Raw genomic sequence first — 18,337 nt, forward strand, 5'->3', positions numbered from 1 at the left:
GATGACGATGGAACTCGTTATCACGGGTAGCAACAACAAGGTCTCGGTCTCCGACGCCGTGTTCGGTCGCGATTTCAGCGAAGATCTGGTCCACCAGGTCGTCGTTGCTTACCGCAACGCCGGTCGCGCCGGCACCAAGGCGCAGAAGACTCGCTCCGAAGTGGCAGGTACCACCAAGAAGTCGAAGAAGCAGAAGGGCGGCGGCGCGCGTCATGGCGCACTGACGGCTCCGATCTTCGTCGGCGGCGGTGTCACCTTCGCGGCAAAGCCGCGCAGCTTCGAGCAGAAGGTCAATCGTAAGCAGTACCGTGCCGCCATGTGCGCGATCCTGTCCGAGCTGAACCGTCAGGGCCGTCTGACCATCGTGGAGTCCTTCGATGTCGAAGTGACCAACACGAAGGGTCTGATCGCCAAGCTGGCCGGCCTGGAAGTGGGCAAGCGCCCGCTGATCGTCACTGAAGAAGCCTCCGAGCACCTGTACCTGTCCGCCCGCAATCTGCCGTACGTGCAGGTGCGTGACGTCCAGGGCCTGGATCCGGTGTCGCTGGTCGGTGCCGACACGGTCGTCATCACCGCTGACGCGGTCAAGAAGGTCGAGGAGTGGCTGGCATGAACAGCAACGAAAAAATCTTCAGCGTGCTGCGTGCCCCGCGTGTCTCCGAAAAGACCGCGCGCCTGCAGGAACTCTCCAACCAGTATGTCTTCGAAGTTTCGAACGAAGCCACCAAGGCCGATGTAAAGGCCGCGGTTGAGCAGCTGTTCGACGTCAAGGTCGAAGCAGTCAACGTGGTCAACGTCAAGGGCAAGAACAAGTCCTTCCGTAACCGTGCTGGCCGCCGCGGCGATTGGCGCAAGGCGTACGTTCGCCTGGCCGACGGCCAGTCGATCGATGTAACGGCCAAGGCCTGAGGTACATCCCATGCCATTGATGAAATTCAAGCCCACTTCCCCCGGCCGCCGTTCGGCCGTGCGCGTGGTCACTCCCGACCTGCACAAGGGTGCTCCGCACGCCGCGCTGGTCGAGTCGCAGAGCCGCTCGGGTGGTCGTAACCACCATGGCCGCATCACCGTGCGTCACGTCGGTGGTGGTGCCAAGCAGCACTACCGCATCATCGACTTCAAGCGCAACAAGCTGGGCATCCCGGCGCGCGTGGAACGCATCGAATACGATCCGAACCGCACCGCCCACATCGCCCTGCTGTGCTACGTCGACGGCGAGCGTCGCTACATCATCGCCCCGAAGGGTCTGAAGGCGGGTGATCAGGTGATCGCCGGTTCGGACGCCCCGATCAAGGCGGGCAACACCCTGCCGCTGCGCAACATCCCGGTTGGTACCACCATCCACTGCATCGAACTGAAGCCCGGCAAGGGCGCTCAGATCGCCCGCGCCGCGGGTGCGGCCGTGCAGCTGGTGGCTCGTGAAGGCATCTACGCCACCCTGCGCCTGCGCTCGGGTGAAATGCGCAAGGTTCCGGTCGAGTGCTGCGCAACCATCGGCGAAGTCGGCAACGACGAGCACAGCCTGGAAAAGCTGGGCAAGGCCGGTGCCAAGCGCTGGCGCGGCGTCCGCCCGACCGTTCGTGGTGCAGCCATGAACCCGGTTGACCACCCGCACGGTGGTGGTGAGGCGAAGGCCGGCCAGGGTAACCCGCATCCGGTCACCCCGTGGGGTGTCCCGACCAAGGGTTACAAGACGCGCCATAACAAGCGCACTCAGCAGTTCATCGTCCGCGATCGTAGGGGCTAATCGACCATGGCACGTTCACTCAAGAAGGGCCCGTTTGTCGATCACCACCTGGTTGCTAAGGTGGCTGCCGCTGCGGGTAGCAAGCGTCCGATCAAGACCTGGTCGCGTCGTTCGATGATCCTGCCTGACATGGTAGGCGTCACCATTGCCGTGCATAACGGCAAGAACCACATCCCGGTTCTCGTCAACGAGAACATGGTCGGCCACAAGCTCGGCGAATTTGCCATCACCCGGACCTTCAAGGGTCACGGTGGTGACAAGAAGTCGGGCAAGTAAGGAGAGATGACAATGGAAGCGAAAGCCATCCTGCGCACTGCGCGCATCTCCCCGCAGAAGGCTCGTCTGGTCGCTGACCAGGTGCGCGGTCTGCCGGCCGAGCGTGCGGTCAACCTGCTGAAGTTCTCGGACAAGAAGGCTGCCCACCTGATCAAGAAGGTGGTGGAGTCGGCTATTGCAAATGCCGAGAACAACCAGGGCGCCGACGTCGACGAGCTGAAGGTCCAGACCATCATGGTTGATGAAGGTCCGACCCTGAAGCGTTTCATGGCGCGGGCGAAAGGCCGCGGTACCCGCATCCTCAAGCGCACCAGCCACATCACTGTGGTTGTGGGCGCCGCCAAGTAAGCGGATAAGGAAAAGACCATGGGTCATAAAGTTCATCCGATTGGTATCCGCCTCGGCATTTCCAAGGACTGGAACTCCAAGTGGTACGCCAACAAGGCCGAGTTCGCTGGTTACCTGGCAGCCGACCTGAAAGTTCGCGAAATGCTGCGCAAGAAGCTGGCTCAGGCCGGCATCAGCAAGATCCTGATCGAGCGTCCGGCCAAGACCGCTCGCGTGACGATCCACACCGCCCGTCCGGGCGTGGTGATCGGCAAGCGCGGTGAGGACATCGAGAAGCTGCGCAAGGAAGTGAGCGAGATGATGGGCGTCCCGGCGCACATCAACGTCACCGAAGTGCGCAAGCCGGAGCTGGACGCACAGCTGGTTGCCGAATCGATCGCGCAGCAGCTGGAGCGTCGCATCATGTTCCGCCGCGCCATGAAGCGCTCGGTGGGCAACGCGATGCGCCTGGGTGCCCTGGGCATCAAGGTCAACGTCGGTGGCCGCCTCAACGGTGCAGAAATCGCCCGTTCGGAGTGGTACCGCGAAGGCCGCGTGCCGCTGCACACCCTGCGTGCCGACATCGACTATGGCTTCGCTGAAGCCAAGACGACCTACGGCATCATCGGCATCAAGGTCTGGATCTACAAGGGCGAAGTCTTCGATTTCTCCCAGGTTGGCCAGGAAAAGCAGGACGACACCCCGTCGCGCAACGATCGTCACGATCGCGGCGACCGTGGTGACCGTCAGCGCCCGGCCCGTGAAGCGAGGTAACGACAATGTTGCAACCCAAGCGAACCAAGTACCGCAAGGTGCACAAGGGCCGTAACGAAGGCCTGAGCTGGAGCGCCAACGCTGTCAGCTTCGGCGAATACGGCCTGAAGGCAACCGCCCACGGTCAGCTGACCGCGCGTCAGATCGAAGCGGCTCGCCGCTCGATCAGCCGCTACGTGAAGCGCGGCGGCAAGATGTGGATCCGCGTGTTCCCCGACAAGCCCATCACCAAGAAGCCCATCGAAGTTCGAATGGGTTCGGGTAAGGGCAACGTGGAATACTGGGTGGCCCAGATCCAGCCCGGCCGCATGATCTATGAAATCGAGGGTGTTACCGAAGACGTGGCACGCGAGGCATTCCGCCTGGCCGCCGCCAAGCTCTCGGTCACCACCACTTTCGTGACCCGGACGGTGCGCTGATGGAACTCAAAACTCTCCGTGAAAAGTCGGCTGACGAACTCAAGGCCCACCTGATCGACCTGCGTAAGGAACAGTTCTCTGTCCGTATGCAGCAGGTCACCGGCCAGCTGCCGAAGACACACGACATCCGCCGGGTCCGTCGCGAGATTGCTCGCGTCAAGACCCTGCTCGGCAGCACGAAGTAAGGATGGCCGCTATGAGCGACAATACTGAAAACAAGGCGCTGCGCACGGTCGAAGGCCGTGTCGTCAGCAATAAGATGGACAAGACGGTTACCGTCCTGGTTGAGCGTCAGGTCAAGCACGCGCTGTACGGCAAGTACATCAAGCGCTCGACCAAGCTGCACGCCCACGATGCCGACAACGCCTGCAAGGAAGGCGATGTCGTCCGCGTGACCGAGATTGCTCCGATGTCCAAGACCAAGAACTGGCGCGTGGTGGAAGTCATCACGCGTGCGGCTGAATAAGGAGTCTGAATCATGATCCAGATGCAGAGCTACCTTGACGTCGCGGACAATTCGGGTGCCAAGCAGGTGATGTGCTTCAAGGTGCTGGGTGGTTCCAAGCGCCGTTACGCCGGTATCGGCGACATCATCAAGGTCACCGTGAAGGATGCAATTCCGCGCGGCAAGGTCAAGAAGGGTGAAGTGTATGACGCCGTCGTGGTGCGTACCCGCAAGGGTGTGCGTCGCGCCGATGGCTCGCTGATCCGCTTCGACGGCAACGCTGCCGTTCTGCTGAACAGCAAGCAGGAGCCGATCGGTACCCGTATCTTCGGGCCGGTGACGCGTGAACTTCGTTCGGAGAAGTTCATGAAGATCGTCTCGCTCGCTCCCGAAGTGCTGTGAGCGACAGGAGATAATCATGGCTAACCGTATCAAGAAGGGCGACCAGGTTGTCGTCAACGCCGGCAAGGACAAGGGCAAGCAGGGCGAAATCGTCCGCGTCGACGGCGACCGTGTGGTCGTCGCCAACGTGAACATCGTCAAGCGCCACACCAAGCCGAACCCGCAGGCAGGTGTTGCCGGCGGCGTGGTCGAGCGTGAAGCGTCGATCCATATCTCCAACGTGAATGTGCTGAACCCGGCTTCGGGCAAGGGCGAACGCGTTGGCTTCAAGGTGCTGGAGGATGGACGCAAACTGCGTGTGTTCCGCTCCAGCGGTGAGGCGCTCGACGCCTGAGGAATGTGAAGATGACTTCCCGTCTCGAAAAGTTTTACAAGGAAGAAGTGGTGCCGGCGCTGATGAAGCAGTTCGGCTACACCAATCCGATGGAAGTGCCGAAGCTGGTCAAGGTCACCCTGAACATGGGTGTCGGCGAAGCGGCCACCAACAAGAAGATCCTGGAAAACGCCGTCGGCGACATGACCAAGATTTCCGGCCAGAAGCCGGTTGTCACCAAGTCGCGTATCTCGGTTGCGTCGTTCAAGATCCGTGATGGTTGGCCGATCGGCTGCAAGACCACGCTGCGTCGCCACAAGATGTACGAGTTCCTGGACCGCCTGATCAACATCTCGCTGCCGCGCGTGCGCGACTTCCGTGGTGTTTCCGGTCGTTCCTTCGACGGTCGCGGCAACTTCAACATGGGTGTGAAGGAACAGATCATCTTCCCGGAAATCGACTTCGACGCTGTCGACGCGATCCGCGGCATGGATATCGCCATCACCACCACTGCGAAGACCGACGCGGAAGCGAAGGCGCTGCTGGCAGCGTTCAAGTTCCCGTTCCGTAACTGATCCGTCGAGGAAACCGAAATGGCAAAGACCTCCATGGTCAACCGCGACATCAAGCGGAAGAAGCTGGCTGAAAAGTACGCTGTCAAGCGTGCGGCTCTGAAGAAGATCGTGTCCTCGCAGGACGCGACCTACGAAGAGAAGATCGAGGCCGCCACCAAGCTGTCGAAGCTGCCGCGCGATTCGTCGCCGAGCCGCCACCGCAGCCGTTGCGAACTGTCTGGCCGCCCGCGTGGCGTGTACAGCAAGTTCGGCCTGGGTCGTAACAAGCTGCGCGAAGCCACCATGCGTGGCGACGTTCCGGGCCTGCGCAAGGCCAGCTGGTAATCCCAGCCGGCCCTGCGTTCAGGAGCCCCCTCCGGGGCTCCTGAACCGGGCAGGGGAGGCGTTCAGCTTTCCCTCTGCGAAAAAACCCGAAGAGCCCGACGCAAGTCGGGCTCTTTTGGCGTATACTCCCGCGTCTTGCCCTGTGCAAACGGGGATGTAGGAGTGGGCTTCCGGCTCACTGCATGAAGGGACCTGGCCCGTTTCCAGGAGACAACAGATTTTCGCGAAAGCGGATATCGGTGCACTCAAAGGTACTCATATGAGCATGACTGATCCCATCGCCGACCTGCTGGTCCGCATCAAGAATGCGGCCGCGGTTGGCAAGCAGACGGTGAAAGCCCCGTCGTCCAAGATCAAGGTTGCGATCGCCCAGGTCCTGAAGGACGAGGGTTACATCACCGACCTGCGCGTTACCGCGCTCGAGAACAACAAGTCCGAGCTGGAAATCGTGCTGAAGTATTTCGAAGGCAAGCCGGTCATCGCGACCCTGAAGCGCTTCTCGCGTTCGGGCCTGCGCCAGTACCGCGGCAAGAGCGAGCTGCCGAAGGTCATGAACGGCCTGGGTATCTCCATCATTTCCACCTCCAAGGGCATCATGACTGATGCGCAGGCGCGCCAGCTGGGCGTCGGCGGCGAAGTCCTGTGCTTCGTGGCCTAAGGCGAAAGGAGTAGAACTATGTCCCGCGTAGCCAAGAAGCCGATCGACCTGGGTAAGGTTGAACTGAACGTCCAGAACGACAACGTCACCGCCAAGGGCCCGAAGGGCACCCTGTCGCTGGCCAAGCCGGCTGGTATTGCCATCAACGTCGAGAACGGCGTTGCCACCCTGAGCACCGAAAGCGTCGATCTGATCCCGCTGACCGGTACCGTCCGCGCCATCCTGTCCAACATGGTCAAGGGTGTTTCCGAAGGCTTCGAGCGCAAGCTGGAGCTGGTCGGCGTGGGTTACCGTGCCGCCATGCAGGGCAAGGACCTCAGCCTGTCGCTGGGCTTCTCGCACCCGATCGTGTTCGTGGCGCCGGAAGGCATCACCATCACCACCCCGACCCAGACCGAAATCCTGGTGCAGGGCGCTGACAAGCAGGTCGTCGGTGAAGTCGCCGCCAAGATCCGTGCGTTCCGCAAGCCGGAACCGTACAAGGGCAAGGGCGTGAAGTACTCCGACGAAGTCATCATCCGTAAGGAAGCCAAGAAGGCGTAAGTGCGAGTCCCTCGCAAGAGCCCGCACATCCCTGTGCGGACTCCTCAGGGAAAAGCCCATCCTTCAGCTTTCAAGGAATAATCAAAATGAACAAGAACATCGCCCGCCTGCGTCGCGCCAAGTCGACCCGCGCCCACATCCGTGAGCTCGGTGTCGCCCGCCTGTCGGTGCTGCGCACCGGTCAGCACCTGTACGCCCAGGTCTTCACCGCCGACGGCTCCAAGGTGCTGGCTGCTGCCAACACCACCCAGGCCGACATCAAGGACGGCCTGAAGAACGGCAAGAACGCTGATGCTGCTGCCAAGGTTGGCCGTATCGTTGCCGAGCGCGCCAAGGCCGCCGGCGTCGAGAAGGTTGCCTTCGATCGTTCGGGCTACCGCTACCACGGCCGCATCAAGGCCCTGGCAGAAGCCGCCCGCGAAGCCGGCCTGCAGTTCTAAGGGACAAGGGCAGGGGACCTCTGGTCTCCTGCCCGCCTGCTCGCCAGCCTGAGTGAGGCTGGACGGCGCCGCTCTTCTGCAGCGGCCCACCGGGTCAACGCGTCACTCCACAACCATAAGCGGCCTCGAGCCGTACATACCCAAACAACCAAGGAATCAAGATGGCAGAAGAACGTCAGCAGCGGGGTCGCGATCGCGACCGTAACCGCGAAGAGAAAGTCGACGACGGCATGATCGAAAAGCTGGTCGCGGTCAACCGCGTCAGCAAGACCGTCAAGGGTGGCCGCCAGTTCACCTTCACCGCCCTGACTGTTGTCGGCGACGGCGAAGGCAAGGTCGGTTTCGGTTATGGCAAGGCCCGCGAAGTGCCGGTCGCCATCCAGAAGTCGATGGAACAGGCTCGCAAGAACCTGGTCAGCGTTGACCTGAACAACGGCACCCTGTGGCACACCATCAAGGATGGTCACGGCGCAGCCCGCGTGTTCATGCAGCCGGCTTCCGAAGGTACCGGCGTCATCGCCGGCGGTGCCATGCGCGCCGTGCTGGAAGCGGTTGGCGTGAAGAACGTGCTGGCCAAGGCCACCGGTTCGCGCAACCCGATCAACCTGGTGCGTGCCACCGTGAAGGGCCTGTCTGCTGCGCAGTCGCCGGCTCGCATCGCGGCCAAGCGCGGCAAGAAGGTGGAGGAACTCAACCATGGCTAATGAGTCCAACAAGACTGTGAAGGTGCGCCTGGTGCGTGGCCTGCGTGGTGCTCAGTCGCGTCACCGCCTGTCGGTGCGTGCTCTGGGCCTGAACAAGCTGAACGATGTGCGTGAACTGAAGGACAGCCCGCAGGTTCGCGGCCTGATCAACACCGTTCACTACCTCGTCAAGGTTGAGGAGTAATCGATCATGACTCTGCGTCTCAATGAACTGAGCCCGGCACCGGGCGCCCGCACCGAGCGCACCCGCGTCGGTCGCGGTATCGGCTCGGGCCTGGGCAAGACTGCCGGCCGCGGCCACAAGGGTTCGTTCGCCCGTAAGGGTGGCGGCAAGATCAAGGCTGGCTTCGAAGGCGGCCAGACCCCCATGCAGCGTCGTCTGCCGAAGATCGGCTTCCGTTCGCCGATCGCCAAGGACACCGCTGAAGTGCTGCTGTACGCGCTGGACAAGCTGCCGGCCGGTGAGATCGACTTCGCCGCCCTGCGTGCTGCCAAGCTGGTCCCGAGCACTGCAAAGAAGGCCAAGGTCGTCGTCAAGGGCGAAGTGACCAAGGCGTTCACCCTGAAGGGTATCGCTGCCACGGCTGGTGCCAAGGCTGCGATCGAAGCTGCCGGCGGCAGCGTAACGGAGTAAGAGAATCATGGCGCAAGCTGGCATCGGTAACCTCGCGGGCGGAATGGGCAAGTTCACTGAACTTCGCCAACGTTTGCTGTTCGTCGTCGGGGCTTTGATCGTCTATCGCATCGGCTGCTATGTGCCGGTGCCGGGCGTCAATCCCGATGCCATGCTTGCCATGATGCAACAGCAGGGCGGCGGCATCGTGGACATGTTCAACATGTTCTCGGGCGGCGCCCTGCACCGTTTCAGCATCTTCGCGCTGAACGTGATGCCGTACATCTCGGCATCGATCGTGATGCAGCTGGCCGTGCACATCTTCCCCGCCCTGAAGGCGATGCAGAAGGAAGGTGAGTCCGGTCGCCGCAAGATCACCCAGTATTCGCGCATCGGCGCCGTGCTGCTGGCAGTGGTGCAGGGCGGTTCGATCGCGCTGGCCCTGCAGGGCCAGGTCTCGCCGTCGGGCGCTCCGGTCGTGTACGCACCGGGCATGGGCTTCGTGCTCACCGCCGTGGTCGCGCTGACCGCCGGCACCATGTTCCTGATGTGGGTCGGTGAGCAGGTCACCGAGCGCGGCATCGGCAACGGCGTGTCGCTGATCATCTTCGCCGGTATCGTGGCCGGCCTCCCGGGTGCGGTCATCCACACCTTCGACGCCTACCGCGACGGCAATATCCAGTTCATCCAGCTGCTGCTGATCGCCATCGTCGTGCTGGCCTTCACCTTCTTCGTGGTGTTCGTCGAGCGTGGCCAGCGCCGGATCACGGTGAACTACGCGCGCCGCCAGGGCGGTCGCAACGCGTACATGAACCAGACCTCGTTCCTGCCGCTGAAGCTCAACATGGCCGGCGTCATCCCGGCGATCTTCGCCTCGAGCCTGCTGGCCTTCCCGGCCACCCTGGCGATGTGGTCCGGCCAGGCTGCGAACCAGAGCAGCACCGGCCAGATCCTGCAGAAGGTGGCCAACGCCCTCGGTCCGGGCGAGCCGCTGCACATGATCGTGTTCGCCGCGCTGATCACCGGTTTCGCGTTCTTCTACACCGCGCTGGTGTTCAACTCGCAGGAAACCGCCGACAACCTGAAGAAGTCGGGTGCGCTGATTCCGGGCATTCGTCCGGGCAAGGCCACTGCTGATTACATCGATGGCGTGCTGACCCGCCTGACCGCGGCCGGCTCGGCCTACCTGGTGATCGTCTGCCTGCTGCCGGAACTGATGCGCACGCAGCTGAACGCCTCGTTCTACTTCGGCGGTACTTCGCTGCTGATCGTGGTGGTGGTGGTGATGGACTTCATCGCCCAGGTGCAGGCGCACCTGATGTCGCACCAGTACGAGAGCCTGCTGAAGAAGGCCAACCTGAAGGGCGGCAACCGCGGCGGTTTTGCCCGCGGCTGATAGGCCTGTTATACTTTCGTCTTCCTGACGTGATGGTCCCTCCGCTTCGCGGACTCCGGCCACACAAACGAAGGGCGGCCCCCGCAGCGGTTCCGGGTGGGGGTGTGATGAGGTGGTCCCGCGCTGGAGTAGCGCGGGCGACCCCGGGGGAAACCCCAGGATCAACCCCATCCGGCGCCGGAGCCTGGGCACACTCCCCAGGCCGGGTTCATGAAACCAATGGTTTCACGGGCTTCCATGTAAACCGGAACCTTGTTAGTATCGCTAGTTCACTTTTTTGATCCATCCTGCCGGATTGGCGTGCCCGAGGCGCGCTGTCGGCCATCACTCAGCTGGAGAACCGCGTCATGGCGCGTATTGCAGGCGTCAACCTGCCAGCCCAGAAGCACGTCTGGGTCGGGTTGCAAAGCATTTACGGCATCGGCCGTACCCGTTCGAAGAAGGTCTGCGAAGTCGCAGGCGTTGCTTCGACCACCAAGATCCGCGATCTGTCGGAGCCGGAAATCGAGCGCCTGCGCGCCGAAGTCGGCAAGTACATCGTGGAAGGCGATCTGCGCCGTGAAATCGGCATCGCGATCAAGCGCCTGATGGACCTGGGCTGCTACCGCGGCCTGCGTCACCGTCGCGGCCTGCCGCTGCGTGGCCAGCGCACCCGTACCAACGCCCGCACCCGCAAGGGCCCGCGCAAGGCGATCAGGAAGTAAGGGACCTATAAATGGCTAAGCCCGCTGCTAAAACCAAGAAGAAGATCAAGCGCGTCGTCACCGACGGCGTCGCCCACGTCCACGCTTCGTTCAACAACACCATCGTGACCATCACCGACCGCCAGGGCAACGCTCTGTCGTGGGCGACCTCCGGTGGCGCTGGCTTCCGCGGTTCGCGCAAGTCGACCCCGTTCGCTGCCCAGGTGGCTGCCGAAAAGGCCGGTCGTGCTGCGCTGGACTACGGCGTGAAGTCGCTGGAAGTCCGCATCAAGGGTCCGGGTCCGGGCCGTGAGTCGGCCGTGCGTTCGTTGAACAACGTCGGCTACAAGATCACCAACATCATCGACGTGACGCCCATCCCGCACAACGGGTGCCGTCCGCCGAAGAAGCGTCGCGTCTAAAGGGAGCGATAAGAAATGGCTCGTTATATCGGTCCTACCTGTAAGCTCGCCCGTCGCGAAGGCGCCGACCTGTCCCTGAAGAGCCCGGCGCGTGCGCTGGACTCCAAGTGCAAGCTGGAGCAGAAGCCCGGCCAGCACGGCGCCACTGCCCGTAAGGGCAAGCTGTCCGACTACGCCACCCAGCTGCGTGAAAAGCAGAAGGTCAAGCGTATCTACGGCCTGCTGGAGCGTCAGTTCCGCAACTACTACAAGAAGGCCTCGACCAAGAAGGGCAACACCGGCGAGAACCTCCTGCAGCTGCTGGAAACCCGCCTGGACAACGTCGTCTACCGCATGGGCTTCGCCGTGACCCGTCCGGCTGCCCGTCAGCTGGTGTCGCACCGCGGCGTCACCGTGAATGGCAAGTCGGTCAACCTGGCTTCGTACCAGGTCAAGGCTGGCGACGCCATCGCCCTGTCTGAAAAGGCTGCCAAGCAGCTGCGCGTCCAGGAAGCCCTGACCGTCGCCGCCCAGCATGACCTGAGCCCGTCGTGGGTTGAAGTGGATTCCGGTAAGTTCACCGGCATCTTCAAGGCTGTTCCGGATCGTTCGGATCTGCCTGCGGACATCAACGAAGCGCTGATCGTCGAGCTGTATTCGAAGTAATTCACATTGGAGAGCCCCCGGCGACGGCCGGGGGTTCACTAGGAGAACCCGCAACATGACGGTTACCGCCAACCAGGTTCTGCGTCCTCGCGGTCCGCAGATCGAACGCCTTACCGACACCCGTGCAAAGGTCGTTATCGAACCTTTGGAGCGGGGTTACGGGCATACGCTGGGTAATGCCCTGCGTCGCGTGCTGCTGTCGTCCATCCCGGGCTTCGCCATCACGGAAGTCGAAATCGACGGCGTGTTGCATGAGTACACCACGGTCGAAGGTCTGCAGGAGGACGTGCTGGAAGTCCTGCTGAACCTGAAGGACGTGGCCATCCGTATGCACTCCGGCGACAGCGCCACCCTGTCCCTGTCCAAGCAGGGCCCGGGCGTTGTCACCGCTGCCGATATCAAGGTCGACCACAATGTGGAGATCCTGAACGGCGACCATGTCATCTGCCACCTGACCAAGGACACGGCAGTCAACATGCGTCTGAAGATCGAACGTGGTTTCGGCTACCAGCCGGCTGCCGCGCGTCGTCGTCCGGACGAAGAAACCCGTGCCATCGGCCGTCTGGTCCTGGATGCCTCGTTCTCGCCGGTCCGCCGCGTCGCCTATGCCGTGGAAGCGGCCCGCGTCGAGCAGCGTACCGACCTGGACAAGCTGGTCATCGATATCGAGACCAACGGCACCATCGATGCCGAGGAAGCCGTGCGCACCGCCGCCGACATCCTCAGCGACCAGCTGTCGGTGTTCGGTGACTTCACCCACCGCGACCGCGGTGCGGCCAAGCCGGCCAACAACGGCGTGGATCCGGTGCTGCTGCGCCCGATCGACGATCTGGAGCTGACCGTGCGTTCGGCGAACTGCCTGAAGGCCGAAAGCATCTACTACATCGGCGATCTGATCCAGAAGACCGAAGTGGAGCTGCTGAAGACCCCGAACCTGGGCAAGAAGTCGCTCACCGAGATCAAGGAAGTGCTGGCCCAGCGTGGCCTGTCACTCGGCATGAAGCTGGAGAACTGGCCGCCGGCCGGCGTCGCCAGCCACGGCATGCTGGGCTGATATCGCCTTCCTGCAAGACCGCATGGCCCCGTCGGCAACGGCGGGGCCATTGCACCCAGGCAACACCGCCACGACGAACGAAGGTTCGCGGGCAGGTCGTCCAGGATGGATGGCCAGGACCAACCGCAGTCCGCGCAACAACGCCATGAAGGCGACAACGATCCGCACAGCCACATCATTAACCAAGGAATATCACCATGCGTCACCAGAAGTCTGGCCGTAAGTTCAGCCGTACCAGCGCCCACCGCGAAGCGATGTTCAAGAACATGGCCGCCTCGCTGTTCAAGCACGAGCTGATCAAGACCACCCTGCCGAAGGCCAAGGAACTGCGCCGCGTTGCCGAGCCGCTGATCACCCTGGCCAAGGTCGATTCCGTCGCCAACCGCCGTCTGGCCTTCGCCCGTCTGCGCGACAACGAAGCCGTGGGCAACCTGTTCACCATCCTGGGCCCGCGCTACGCGAACCGTCCGGGCGGCTACCTGCGCCTGCTGAAGTGCGGCTTCCGCGCCGGCGACAACGCGCCGATGGCCTACGTCGAGCTGGTTGACCGCCCGGTCGTGGCCGAGGCAGTGGCCGAGTAATCGGACCGCTCCAACGCGACACAGCGAAAGCCCGGCCTCTGCCGGGCTTTTGCGTTCTGGTAGCGCCGGGCCATGCCCGGCGTTTCCGTTTCCGTTTCCGCTGCGCTCGCCGGGCATGGCCCGGCGCTACCTGCAGCTGGCGCTGACCCACACCGTTCCGACAGGCGTCAGCTGTAGCGGTTCGAATGGCGCGCACTCTCGGTTACGCTTGGCGCCTGATCCATTTGAGCGTTGACGATGAATCCACTGCGCTGGCCGTTCCGCGCCCAGTTCTTCCTGGGCTTCCTGATCTGCGCGGGCCTGCTTGGCTACGCGATCTTCCTGCAGCTGAAAATGGGCCTGGAGCCGTGTCCGTTGTGCATCTTCCAGCGCCTGGCGTTCGCCGCGCTCGGCCTGCTGTTCCTGATCGGTGCACTGCACGGGCCGTCCAACCGCCCGGGCCGGGCCACTTACGGTGTGCTTGCTTTCATTGCCGCAGCCGTGGGTGTTGGCATCGCCGCGCGCCACGTCTACGTGCAGATGCTGCCGCCGGAAATGGGCGCCACCTGTGGTCCGCCGCTGGCCTTCCTGAGCGAGACCATGGGGCCGCTGGAAGTGTTCCGCACGGTGCTGACCGGTACCGGCAACTGCGGCAACATCGACTGGACCTTCCTGGGCCTGACCATGCCGATGTGGTCGGGCGTGTGGTTCCTGCTGCTGGCGCTGTGGGCGCTCGTGGTGTCGTTGCGCAAGGTCAAGCGCTGAAAGCGAAATGGGGTCGGATCCCTTTGCATCGCAAAGGGCTCTGACCCCATTCCCGGTGCGGGGTCAGAGCCCTTTCCTGCGGAAAGGGATCCGACCCCTGTCTCCTCAGAAATCCTGCTGCAGACTCAGGTAAGCGCCGCGACGCGGCCCCCACTGTGGTGCGAAGACGCCCACCCCACCGCCATCGCGCAGCTGGTAGCTGCGGTCCAGTGCGTTGAGCACGGCCAGCTGCACATGCAGCGGATGGCCGCTGTCGGCATTGAAGTCATGTCCTGCACTGAGGTTCACCTGCAGGTACGACGGCAGCTCTCCACCGTTGGGGACGCCCTCGACATCCGATCGCAACCCGCTGCCGAACACGTAGTTGGCCCCGATCCGGTTGTGGCCGGCGAAGGCGTAGCTGAAGCCGCCTGATGAGGTCAGCTTCTGGTCGTGGTCCAGGTGGATCCAGTGGTCGGCCACGTAGGCCAGCGCCTCGGGATCGAGGTTGTACTGGCCGGTGATGACGTCGGTGCCGATGGCCTTGTTCAGGGCGGCATTGACGTAGGCGCTGAACGGGCCGTTGCTGTAGTCGGCACTGAACTCCAGGCCACGGATGTGACCGCGGCGGTAGTTGAACGTCGAGTAGATGTACGCGGCGCCGAACTGGCCTTCGTCCTGCAGGCGTGAGACGCGGCGATCATAGGCATCCAGGCCCAGGGTCAGGTGCTCACCCAGCTGCTGCGAGACGCCGATGTCGTAGTAGTCGCTGCGTTCGGCCAGCGCTGTACTGTTGCCGGCGTTGGACTGCTGGTTGCTGGTGCCGTCGTACAGGGCGATGTCGCTGCTGGCGATCAGCTCACTGGCCGGTGGCGTGAAGTAACGTGAGTAGCCCGCGTGCACGGTAGTGCTGTCGCTGGCATTCCAGACCACGCCCACGCGCGGGCTGAGCTGGCCCTCGGTGTGGCCAAAGGCCTTGTAGCGGTCGCCACGCAGCCCGTAGTTCACGGTCCAGTCGTCGCCGATCTTCCATTCGTCCTGCACGTACAGCGCCAGCGTGCTGGCGTGGAACGCGCTGCGATCGGGGATCAGCCGCGGCGTGGTGCTGGACTGCTGGCCGTCGGCGCCGACCGGAAACACCCAGCTGTCGTTGCTGGCCTGCGCGTTCTCGTAATTGCCGTACAGGCCGTAGCGCAGCGTGTGGTCGTTGCCCAGCGGCGTGGAGAAGTCTGCCTGCAGGGTGTTGGCGCGGTTGCTGCGCTGGACCTGGGAGGCGACGCCGCTGAACACCAGGTCGCCGATCACGTCGGGATTGAACGCCACATCGCTGTAGCGCTGCCCGGCCGATAGCTGGTAGGCAGTGCTGCCCAGCGTGCCCTGCAGCACCAGCATGGCGAAGCGGGTGGTCTCGCGTTGGGTTTCATCCAGCTGGCTGGAGTCGAAGGTGGTGGTGTCCAGGTAGCTGAACTGTGGCGTCTGCCCGGGGTTGACCGGGATCTGGAAGCGGTTGTTGGCGAAGCCGGCGAACACGCTCAGGCGGGTGTTCTCGTTGACCAGGTAGGTGAGGTCGGCGAACGCCTTGCCCTGGTGGGTGTCGTCGTGGAGCGGCCTGCGTGAGTTTGTCGGGTTCTCCAGGCCGACCTCGTTCTGGTCGTAGTTGCCGGTCAGGAACCAGCTCCAGCGGCCCTGGTTGCCCCACCACGAGGCATTCGGATTGACCTTGCCGAATGAGCCGGCGGTCAGGCCAGCGCTGCCGCCGTTGCCGAGCTCGGCACCGCTGCGGGTGGTGATGTCGACCACCGCAGCAGTACGCTCACCAAACTGCGCCGGCAGCGCGCCGTCCATCAGGCGGATGCTCTTGATGGTGCGCGCGTCCAGGGTCTGGCCGAAGCCGGAGATCGATTCGGGCAGCAGCACGCCGTTGATGCGGTACTGCAGGTTGGCGTGGTCGCCGCGTACGTGCACGCCGCCGTAAGAGTCCTGGACCACGCCCGGCGCCTGCAGCAGCACCTGGCTGAGCGGCGCAGAGGCGCCCAGCGGCTGCTTCTGGATGTCATCGGCGGTGATCTGGTACTGGCTGCTGCCGATGTCCGGCGACAGCGCGTTGCGGGCCTGATCGAGCTGGGCACTGACGGTGACCGTATCCAGGTCCTTGACCGTGGTTCTGCCGTCATCGGTGGTGGCCGCGAAGGCGGGCAGGCTGGCCAGGGCCAGGGCGAAGGTGATGCCGGTAGCGAGGGGCGAGGGCTTCATGATGGGAAGAGTGATGGCAGGGCGTGGAAGGGGCCGGTCCGTGACGTGGGAGTGTTACTCCGTAACAAATCATGCGCCCGCCCCAGGCGGCTGACCATGCTGGATCTGGCCGCTCGCTTCGGCCTTTCCCTTCCGTTCAGCAGGGCGGCCCGGGAGCGCCGGCCCTTTGCGGCAGCGGCTGGCGATGCGACCATGACCGCCCCCCATCCCGGAAGTCTGCAATGAGCCTGTCCGCCGTTCCGCCCGTCCCCGAACCCGCTGCGACCGCCGCTGGCGCTGCCTGGTCGCCGGAGAGCTGGCGTGGCAAGACCGCGCTGCAGATGCCGACCTATCCCGATCCGGTGGCGCTGGACGCCGCCCTGCACGAGCTGAAGCGACTGCCGCCGCTGGTCACGTCGTGGGAAATCCTGGCGCTGAAGCAGCAGCTGGCCGAGGCCCAGGAAGGCAAGCGCTTCCTGCTACAGGGCGGTGACTGCGCGGAGAATTTCAGCGACTGCGAATCAGGCACCATTTCCAACCGGTTGAAAGTGCTGCTGCAGATGAGCCTGGTACTGGTGCACGGCCTGCGCCAGCCGGTGATCCGCGTTGGGCGCTTTGCCGGCCAGTACGCCAAGCCGCGTTCGGCCGATACCGAAACCCGTGACGGCGTAACCCTGCCCAGCTACCGCGGTGATGTCATCAACGCGCCGGCCTTCACCGAAGCGGCACGGCTGCCGGATCCGAAGCGGATGCTGCAGGCCCACGCGCACTCGGCGATGACCATGAACTTCGTGCGTGCGCTGATTGACGGTGGTTTCGCCGACCTGCACCACCCCGAGTACTGGAACCTGGAATGGGTGAGCCATTCGCCGTTGGCCGCCGACTACCAGAAGATGGTGGCCTCGATCGGCGATGCGGTGCATTTCATGGAGACCCTGGCCGGGGCCCGCGTGCACAACCTCAACCGCATCGATTTCTACACCTCGCATGAAGCGCTGCTGTTGCCCTACGAGCAGGCGTTGACCCGGCAGGTGCCGCGCCAGCAGGGCTGGTTGAACCTGAGCACGCACTACCCGTGGATCGGCATGCGCACGGCCGCGCTCGACGGCGCGCACGTGGAGTATCTACGTGGCGTGCGCAACCCGATTGCGATCAAGGTGGGCCCGTCGGTGACCCCAGACCAGCTGCTGCGCCTGATCGATGTACTCAATCCGCATGACGAGCCGGGCCGCCTGAGCTTCATCCATCGCATGGGGGCGTCGCAGATCGCGCAGAAGCTGCCGCCGCTGCTGGATGCGGTCAAGCGCGACGGTCGTCGCGTGCTGTGGGTGTGCGATGCGATGCATGGCAACACCGAGAGCACCGCCAACGGCTTCAAGACGCGGCGCTTCGACAACGTGCGTGGCGAAGTGGAGATGTCGTTCGATCTGCATGCGGCCGCAGGCACGCGCCTGGGCGGCGTGCACCTGGAGCTGACCGGCGAAGACGTGACCGAGTGCACCGGTGGCGCGCGTGAGCTGACCGAGCGTGACCTGGAGCGCGCCTATCGTTCGACGGTGGACCCACGTTTGAACTACGAGCAGTCGCTGGAAATCGCGATGGCGATCGTGCGCAAGCAGGAGCAGGTGCGGTAAGTGTGTTTCGGCAGGGCTGCGCCCTGCACCTGCCGGAGGCCAGAGCAACGTCAACGTCAAAAGCGGGCTATCCGTGGGTTGGCGGGGCGGTGTCGGATTGCGGGGACGCCGCAAGTACGTCCCTGTAGGCTTGGCCGCGGCATCCATGCCGCGGACACCCCGCAATCCGACACCGCCCCGCCTTCGACAGTTCCCCGCCGCTGTAGGTGGGGGCCGACCGTTGGTCGGCACATCTGTCAGATATCGAATGAATTCATCCACGCATGGCGTGGATCTACTGGCAACTGCGGCTATCGGTACGTGTGGCTGTTGGTAGGTGTCGACCTTGGTCGACACGATTTTTCTGTCAGATATCGAATTTCATCAGGGGTCAGAGCCCGTTACGCATCAACGGGATCCGACCCTGT

Annotated in this window: 28 protein-coding genes; 27 read left to right on the forward strand and 1 reads right to left on the reverse strand. The window is 63.5% G+C overall.

Annotation, left to right across the window (positions count from 1 at the left end; genetic code table 11):
• The first annotated feature begins 7 nt into the window (after positions 1 to 7).
• From rplD to AC3ITW_RS04040, 26 genes are all read left to right on the forward strand, one after another.
• Positions 8 to 613 carry a 50S ribosomal protein L4 gene (gene rplD / locus AC3ITW_RS03915; protein ID WP_004145337.1) on the forward strand — a complete coding sequence of 202 codons (606 nt, stop codon included), beginning with the start codon at positions 8 to 10 and terminating at the stop codon, positions 611 to 613.
• Positions 610 to 909 (forward strand): 50S ribosomal protein L23, encoded by a 300-nt coding sequence (rplW, locus tag AC3ITW_RS03920; RefSeq protein ID WP_004145338.1) that lies wholly within the window; start codon positions 610 to 612, stop codon positions 907 to 909. The genes rplD and rplW overlap by 4 nt, the downstream gene beginning before the upstream one ends.
• Positions 910 to 919: 10 nt before the next feature.
• Complete coding sequence (gene rplB, locus AC3ITW_RS03925; RefSeq protein WP_004145339.1) at positions 920 to 1,747, forward strand: 50S ribosomal protein L2; 828 nt, start codon at positions 920 to 922, stop codon at positions 1,745 to 1,747.
• Positions 1,748 to 1,753: 6 nt separating this feature from the next.
• Positions 1,754 to 2,023, forward strand: coding sequence for a 30S ribosomal protein S19 (rpsS, locus tag AC3ITW_RS03930; protein ID WP_004145340.1), 270 nt, complete (start codon positions 1,754 to 1,756; stop codon positions 2,021 to 2,023).
• A gap of 12 nt (positions 2,024 to 2,035) precedes the next feature.
• Positions 2,036 to 2,371 carry a 50S ribosomal protein L22 gene (gene rplV / locus AC3ITW_RS03935; RefSeq protein WP_004145348.1) on the forward strand — a complete coding sequence of 112 codons (336 nt, stop codon included), beginning with the start codon at positions 2,036 to 2,038 and terminating at the stop codon, positions 2,369 to 2,371.
• Between the two features lie 18 nt (positions 2,372 to 2,389).
• Positions 2,390 to 3,124 (forward strand): 30S ribosomal protein S3, encoded by a 735-nt coding sequence (gene rpsC, locus AC3ITW_RS03940; RefSeq protein ID WP_004145350.1) that lies wholly within the window; start codon positions 2,390 to 2,392, stop codon positions 3,122 to 3,124.
• 5 nt (positions 3,125 to 3,129) lie between these two features.
• On the forward strand, positions 3,130 to 3,543 hold the full coding sequence (gene rplP / locus AC3ITW_RS03945; RefSeq protein ID WP_004145352.1) for a 50S ribosomal protein L16: 414 nt from the start codon (positions 3,130 to 3,132) through the stop codon (positions 3,541 to 3,543).
• On the forward strand, positions 3,543 to 3,728 hold the full coding sequence (gene rpmC, locus AC3ITW_RS03950; RefSeq protein ID WP_004145353.1) for a 50S ribosomal protein L29: 186 nt from the start codon (positions 3,543 to 3,545) through the stop codon (positions 3,726 to 3,728). The genes rplP and rpmC overlap by 1 nt, the downstream gene beginning before the upstream one ends.
• An 11-nt stretch (positions 3,729 to 3,739) precedes the next feature.
• The gene (gene rpsQ / locus AC3ITW_RS03955) at positions 3,740 to 4,009 is read left to right on the forward strand and encodes a 30S ribosomal protein S17 (RefSeq protein WP_004145355.1); all 270 of its coding nucleotides are present in this window, start codon (positions 3,740 to 3,742) and stop codon (positions 4,007 to 4,009) included.
• A gap of 12 nt (positions 4,010 to 4,021) precedes the next feature.
• A complete protein-coding gene (gene rplN / locus AC3ITW_RS03960) occupies positions 4,022 to 4,390 on the forward strand; it encodes a 50S ribosomal protein L14 (protein ID WP_004145357.1) in 369 nt (122 codons plus the stop codon).
• Positions 4,391 to 4,406: 16 nt separating this feature from the next.
• Positions 4,407 to 4,724 carry a 50S ribosomal protein L24 gene (gene rplX / locus AC3ITW_RS03965; RefSeq protein WP_004145359.1) on the forward strand — a complete coding sequence of 106 codons (318 nt, stop codon included), beginning with the start codon at positions 4,407 to 4,409 and terminating at the stop codon, positions 4,722 to 4,724.
• An 11-nt stretch (positions 4,725 to 4,735) separates the two neighbouring features.
• Complete coding sequence (gene rplE / locus AC3ITW_RS03970) at positions 4,736 to 5,278, forward strand: 50S ribosomal protein L5 (protein ID WP_004145361.1); 543 nt, start codon at positions 4,736 to 4,738, stop codon at positions 5,276 to 5,278.
• Positions 5,279 to 5,296: 18 nt separating this feature from the next.
• The gene (gene rpsN, locus AC3ITW_RS03975) at positions 5,297 to 5,602 is read left to right on the forward strand and encodes a 30S ribosomal protein S14 (RefSeq protein ID WP_004145363.1); all 306 of its coding nucleotides are present in this window, start codon (positions 5,297 to 5,299) and stop codon (positions 5,600 to 5,602) included.
• Between the two features lie 259 nt (positions 5,603 to 5,861).
• A complete protein-coding gene (rpsH, locus tag AC3ITW_RS03980) occupies positions 5,862 to 6,260 on the forward strand; it encodes a 30S ribosomal protein S8 (protein WP_004145387.1) in 399 nt (132 codons plus the stop codon).
• An 18-nt stretch (positions 6,261 to 6,278) separates the two neighbouring features.
• Positions 6,279 to 6,803, forward strand: a complete 525-nt coding sequence (gene rplF, locus AC3ITW_RS03985) for a 50S ribosomal protein L6 (RefSeq protein WP_004145389.1) — start codon at positions 6,279 to 6,281, stop codon at positions 6,801 to 6,803.
• Positions 6,804 to 6,883: 80 nt separating this feature from the next.
• Entirely contained in the window at positions 6,884 to 7,243 is a 360-nt protein-coding gene (rplR, locus tag AC3ITW_RS03990; RefSeq protein ID WP_174238316.1) for a 50S ribosomal protein L18, read from the forward strand.
• 161 nt (positions 7,244 to 7,404) lie between these two features.
• On the forward strand, positions 7,405 to 7,947 hold the full coding sequence (gene rpsE, locus AC3ITW_RS03995; protein WP_004145411.1) for a 30S ribosomal protein S5: 543 nt from the start codon (positions 7,405 to 7,407) through the stop codon (positions 7,945 to 7,947).
• Positions 7,940 to 8,131, forward strand: coding sequence for a 50S ribosomal protein L30 (rpmD, locus tag AC3ITW_RS04000; protein ID WP_004145412.1), 192 nt, complete (start codon positions 7,940 to 7,942; stop codon positions 8,129 to 8,131). Before rpsE ends, rpmD begins: the two co-directional genes overlap by 8 nt.
• Positions 8,132 to 8,137: 6 nt before the next feature.
• Positions 8,138 to 8,581: a 50S ribosomal protein L15 gene (gene rplO, locus AC3ITW_RS04005; protein ID WP_004154498.1), complete on the forward strand. Its 444-nt coding sequence runs from the start codon at positions 8,138 to 8,140 to the stop codon at positions 8,579 to 8,581.
• A 7-nt stretch (positions 8,582 to 8,588) separates the two neighbouring features.
• A complete protein-coding gene (gene secY, locus AC3ITW_RS04010; RefSeq protein WP_004145436.1) occupies positions 8,589 to 9,956 on the forward strand; it encodes a preprotein translocase subunit SecY in 1,368 nt (455 codons plus the stop codon).
• Between the two features lie 347 nt (positions 9,957 to 10,303).
• Positions 10,304 to 10,660, forward strand: a complete 357-nt coding sequence (rpsM, locus tag AC3ITW_RS04015; RefSeq protein WP_004145437.1) for a 30S ribosomal protein S13 — start codon at positions 10,304 to 10,306, stop codon at positions 10,658 to 10,660.
• Positions 10,661 to 10,671: 11 nt separating this feature from the next.
• Positions 10,672 to 11,061: a 30S ribosomal protein S11 gene (gene rpsK / locus AC3ITW_RS04020; RefSeq protein WP_004145443.1), complete on the forward strand. Its 390-nt coding sequence runs from the start codon at positions 10,672 to 10,674 to the stop codon at positions 11,059 to 11,061.
• 15 nt (positions 11,062 to 11,076) lie between these two features.
• Positions 11,077 to 11,706 carry a 30S ribosomal protein S4 gene (gene rpsD, locus AC3ITW_RS04025; protein ID WP_004145446.1) on the forward strand — a complete coding sequence of 210 codons (630 nt, stop codon included), beginning with the start codon at positions 11,077 to 11,079 and terminating at the stop codon, positions 11,704 to 11,706.
• 55 nt (positions 11,707 to 11,761) lie between these two features.
• Positions 11,762 to 12,760, forward strand: coding sequence for a DNA-directed RNA polymerase subunit alpha (locus AC3ITW_RS04030; protein WP_004145453.1), 999 nt, complete (start codon positions 11,762 to 11,764; stop codon positions 12,758 to 12,760).
• Between the two features lie 197 nt (positions 12,761 to 12,957).
• A complete protein-coding gene (gene rplQ, locus AC3ITW_RS04035; protein ID WP_004145464.1) occupies positions 12,958 to 13,341 on the forward strand; it encodes a 50S ribosomal protein L17 in 384 nt (127 codons plus the stop codon).
• Positions 13,342 to 13,578: 237 nt separating this feature from the next.
• Positions 13,579 to 14,085: a disulfide bond formation protein B gene (locus AC3ITW_RS04040; protein ID WP_004145477.1), complete on the forward strand. Its 507-nt coding sequence runs from the start codon at positions 13,579 to 13,581 to the stop codon at positions 14,083 to 14,085.
• A 105-nt stretch (positions 14,086 to 14,190) separates the two neighbouring features.
• Here AC3ITW_RS04040 and AC3ITW_RS04045 read toward each other — a convergent pair whose 3' ends face one another.
• The gene (locus AC3ITW_RS04045; RefSeq protein ID WP_100434103.1) at positions 14,191 to 16,317 is read right to left on the reverse strand and encodes a TonB-dependent receptor; all 2,127 of its coding nucleotides are present in this window, start codon (positions 16,315 to 16,317) and stop codon (positions 14,191 to 14,193) included.
• A gap of 221 nt (positions 16,318 to 16,538) precedes the next feature.
• Here AC3ITW_RS04045 and AC3ITW_RS04050 point away from each other — a divergent pair, with 221 nt between their 5' ends.
• Positions 16,539 to 17,930, forward strand: a complete 1,392-nt coding sequence (locus tag AC3ITW_RS04050; protein ID WP_065722850.1) for a class II 3-deoxy-7-phosphoheptulonate synthase — start codon at positions 16,539 to 16,541, stop codon at positions 17,928 to 17,930.
• The last annotated feature ends 407 nt before the right edge of the window (positions 17,931 to 18,337 follow it).

Source organism: Stenotrophomonas sp. KH_052 (genome assembly GCF_057838755.1).

Coding starts and splice junctions, on each gene's coding strand:
- rplQ (WP_004145464.1), top strand. CDS start 12,958: ATGCGTCACCAGAAGTCTGGCCGTAAGTTCAGCCGTACCAGCGCCCAC.
- rpsM (WP_004145437.1), top strand. CDS start 10,304: ATGGCGCGTATTGCAGGCGTCAACCTGCCAGCCCAGAAGCACGTCTGG.
- AC3ITW_RS04050 (WP_065722850.1), top strand. CDS start 16,539: ATGAGCCTGTCCGCCGTTCCGCCCGTCCCCGAACCCGCTGCGACCGCC.
- rpsK (WP_004145443.1), top strand. CDS start 10,672: ATGGCTAAGCCCGCTGCTAAAACCAAGAAGAAGATCAAGCGCGTCGTC.
- rplF (WP_004145389.1), top strand. CDS start 6,279: ATGTCCCGCGTAGCCAAGAAGCCGATCGACCTGGGTAAGGTTGAACTG.
- rpsQ (WP_004145355.1), top strand. CDS start 3,740: ATGAGCGACAATACTGAAAACAAGGCGCTGCGCACGGTCGAAGGCCGT.
- rplO (WP_004154498.1), top strand. CDS start 8,138: ATGACTCTGCGTCTCAATGAACTGAGCCCGGCACCGGGCGCCCGCACC.
- rplB (WP_004145339.1), top strand. CDS start 920: ATGCCATTGATGAAATTCAAGCCCACTTCCCCCGGCCGCCGTTCGGCC.
- AC3ITW_RS04040 (WP_004145477.1), top strand. CDS start 13,579: ATGAATCCACTGCGCTGGCCGTTCCGCGCCCAGTTCTTCCTGGGCTTC.
- rpsH (WP_004145387.1), top strand. CDS start 5,862: ATGAGCATGACTGATCCCATCGCCGACCTGCTGGTCCGCATCAAGAAT.
- rplD (WP_004145337.1), top strand. CDS start 8: ATGGAACTCGTTATCACGGGTAGCAACAACAAGGTCTCGGTCTCCGAC.
- rplE (WP_004145361.1), top strand. CDS start 4,736: ATGACTTCCCGTCTCGAAAAGTTTTACAAGGAAGAAGTGGTGCCGGCG.
- rplX (WP_004145359.1), top strand. CDS start 4,407: ATGGCTAACCGTATCAAGAAGGGCGACCAGGTTGTCGTCAACGCCGGC.
- rplW (WP_004145338.1), top strand. CDS start 610: ATGAACAGCAACGAAAAAATCTTCAGCGTGCTGCGTGCCCCGCGTGTC.
- rpsD (WP_004145446.1), top strand. CDS start 11,077: ATGGCTCGTTATATCGGTCCTACCTGTAAGCTCGCCCGTCGCGAAGGC.
- rpmD (WP_004145412.1), top strand. CDS start 7,940: ATGGCTAATGAGTCCAACAAGACTGTGAAGGTGCGCCTGGTGCGTGGC.
- AC3ITW_RS04045 (WP_100434103.1), bottom strand. CDS start 16,317: ATGAAGCCCTCGCCCCTCGCTACCGGCATCACCTTCGCCCTGGCCCTG.
- rpsC (WP_004145350.1), top strand. CDS start 2,390: ATGGGTCATAAAGTTCATCCGATTGGTATCCGCCTCGGCATTTCCAAG.
- rplP (WP_004145352.1), top strand. CDS start 3,130: ATGTTGCAACCCAAGCGAACCAAGTACCGCAAGGTGCACAAGGGCCGT.
- rplN (WP_004145357.1), top strand. CDS start 4,022: ATGATCCAGATGCAGAGCTACCTTGACGTCGCGGACAATTCGGGTGCC.
- AC3ITW_RS04030 (WP_004145453.1), top strand. CDS start 11,762: ATGACGGTTACCGCCAACCAGGTTCTGCGTCCTCGCGGTCCGCAGATC.
- rplV (WP_004145348.1), top strand. CDS start 2,036: ATGGAAGCGAAAGCCATCCTGCGCACTGCGCGCATCTCCCCGCAGAAG.
- rpmC (WP_004145353.1), top strand. CDS start 3,543: ATGGAACTCAAAACTCTCCGTGAAAAGTCGGCTGACGAACTCAAGGCC.
- rpsS (WP_004145340.1), top strand. CDS start 1,754: ATGGCACGTTCACTCAAGAAGGGCCCGTTTGTCGATCACCACCTGGTT.
- rpsN (WP_004145363.1), top strand. CDS start 5,297: ATGGCAAAGACCTCCATGGTCAACCGCGACATCAAGCGGAAGAAGCTG.
- rpsE (WP_004145411.1), top strand. CDS start 7,405: ATGGCAGAAGAACGTCAGCAGCGGGGTCGCGATCGCGACCGTAACCGC.
- secY (WP_004145436.1), top strand. CDS start 8,589: ATGGCGCAAGCTGGCATCGGTAACCTCGCGGGCGGAATGGGCAAGTTC.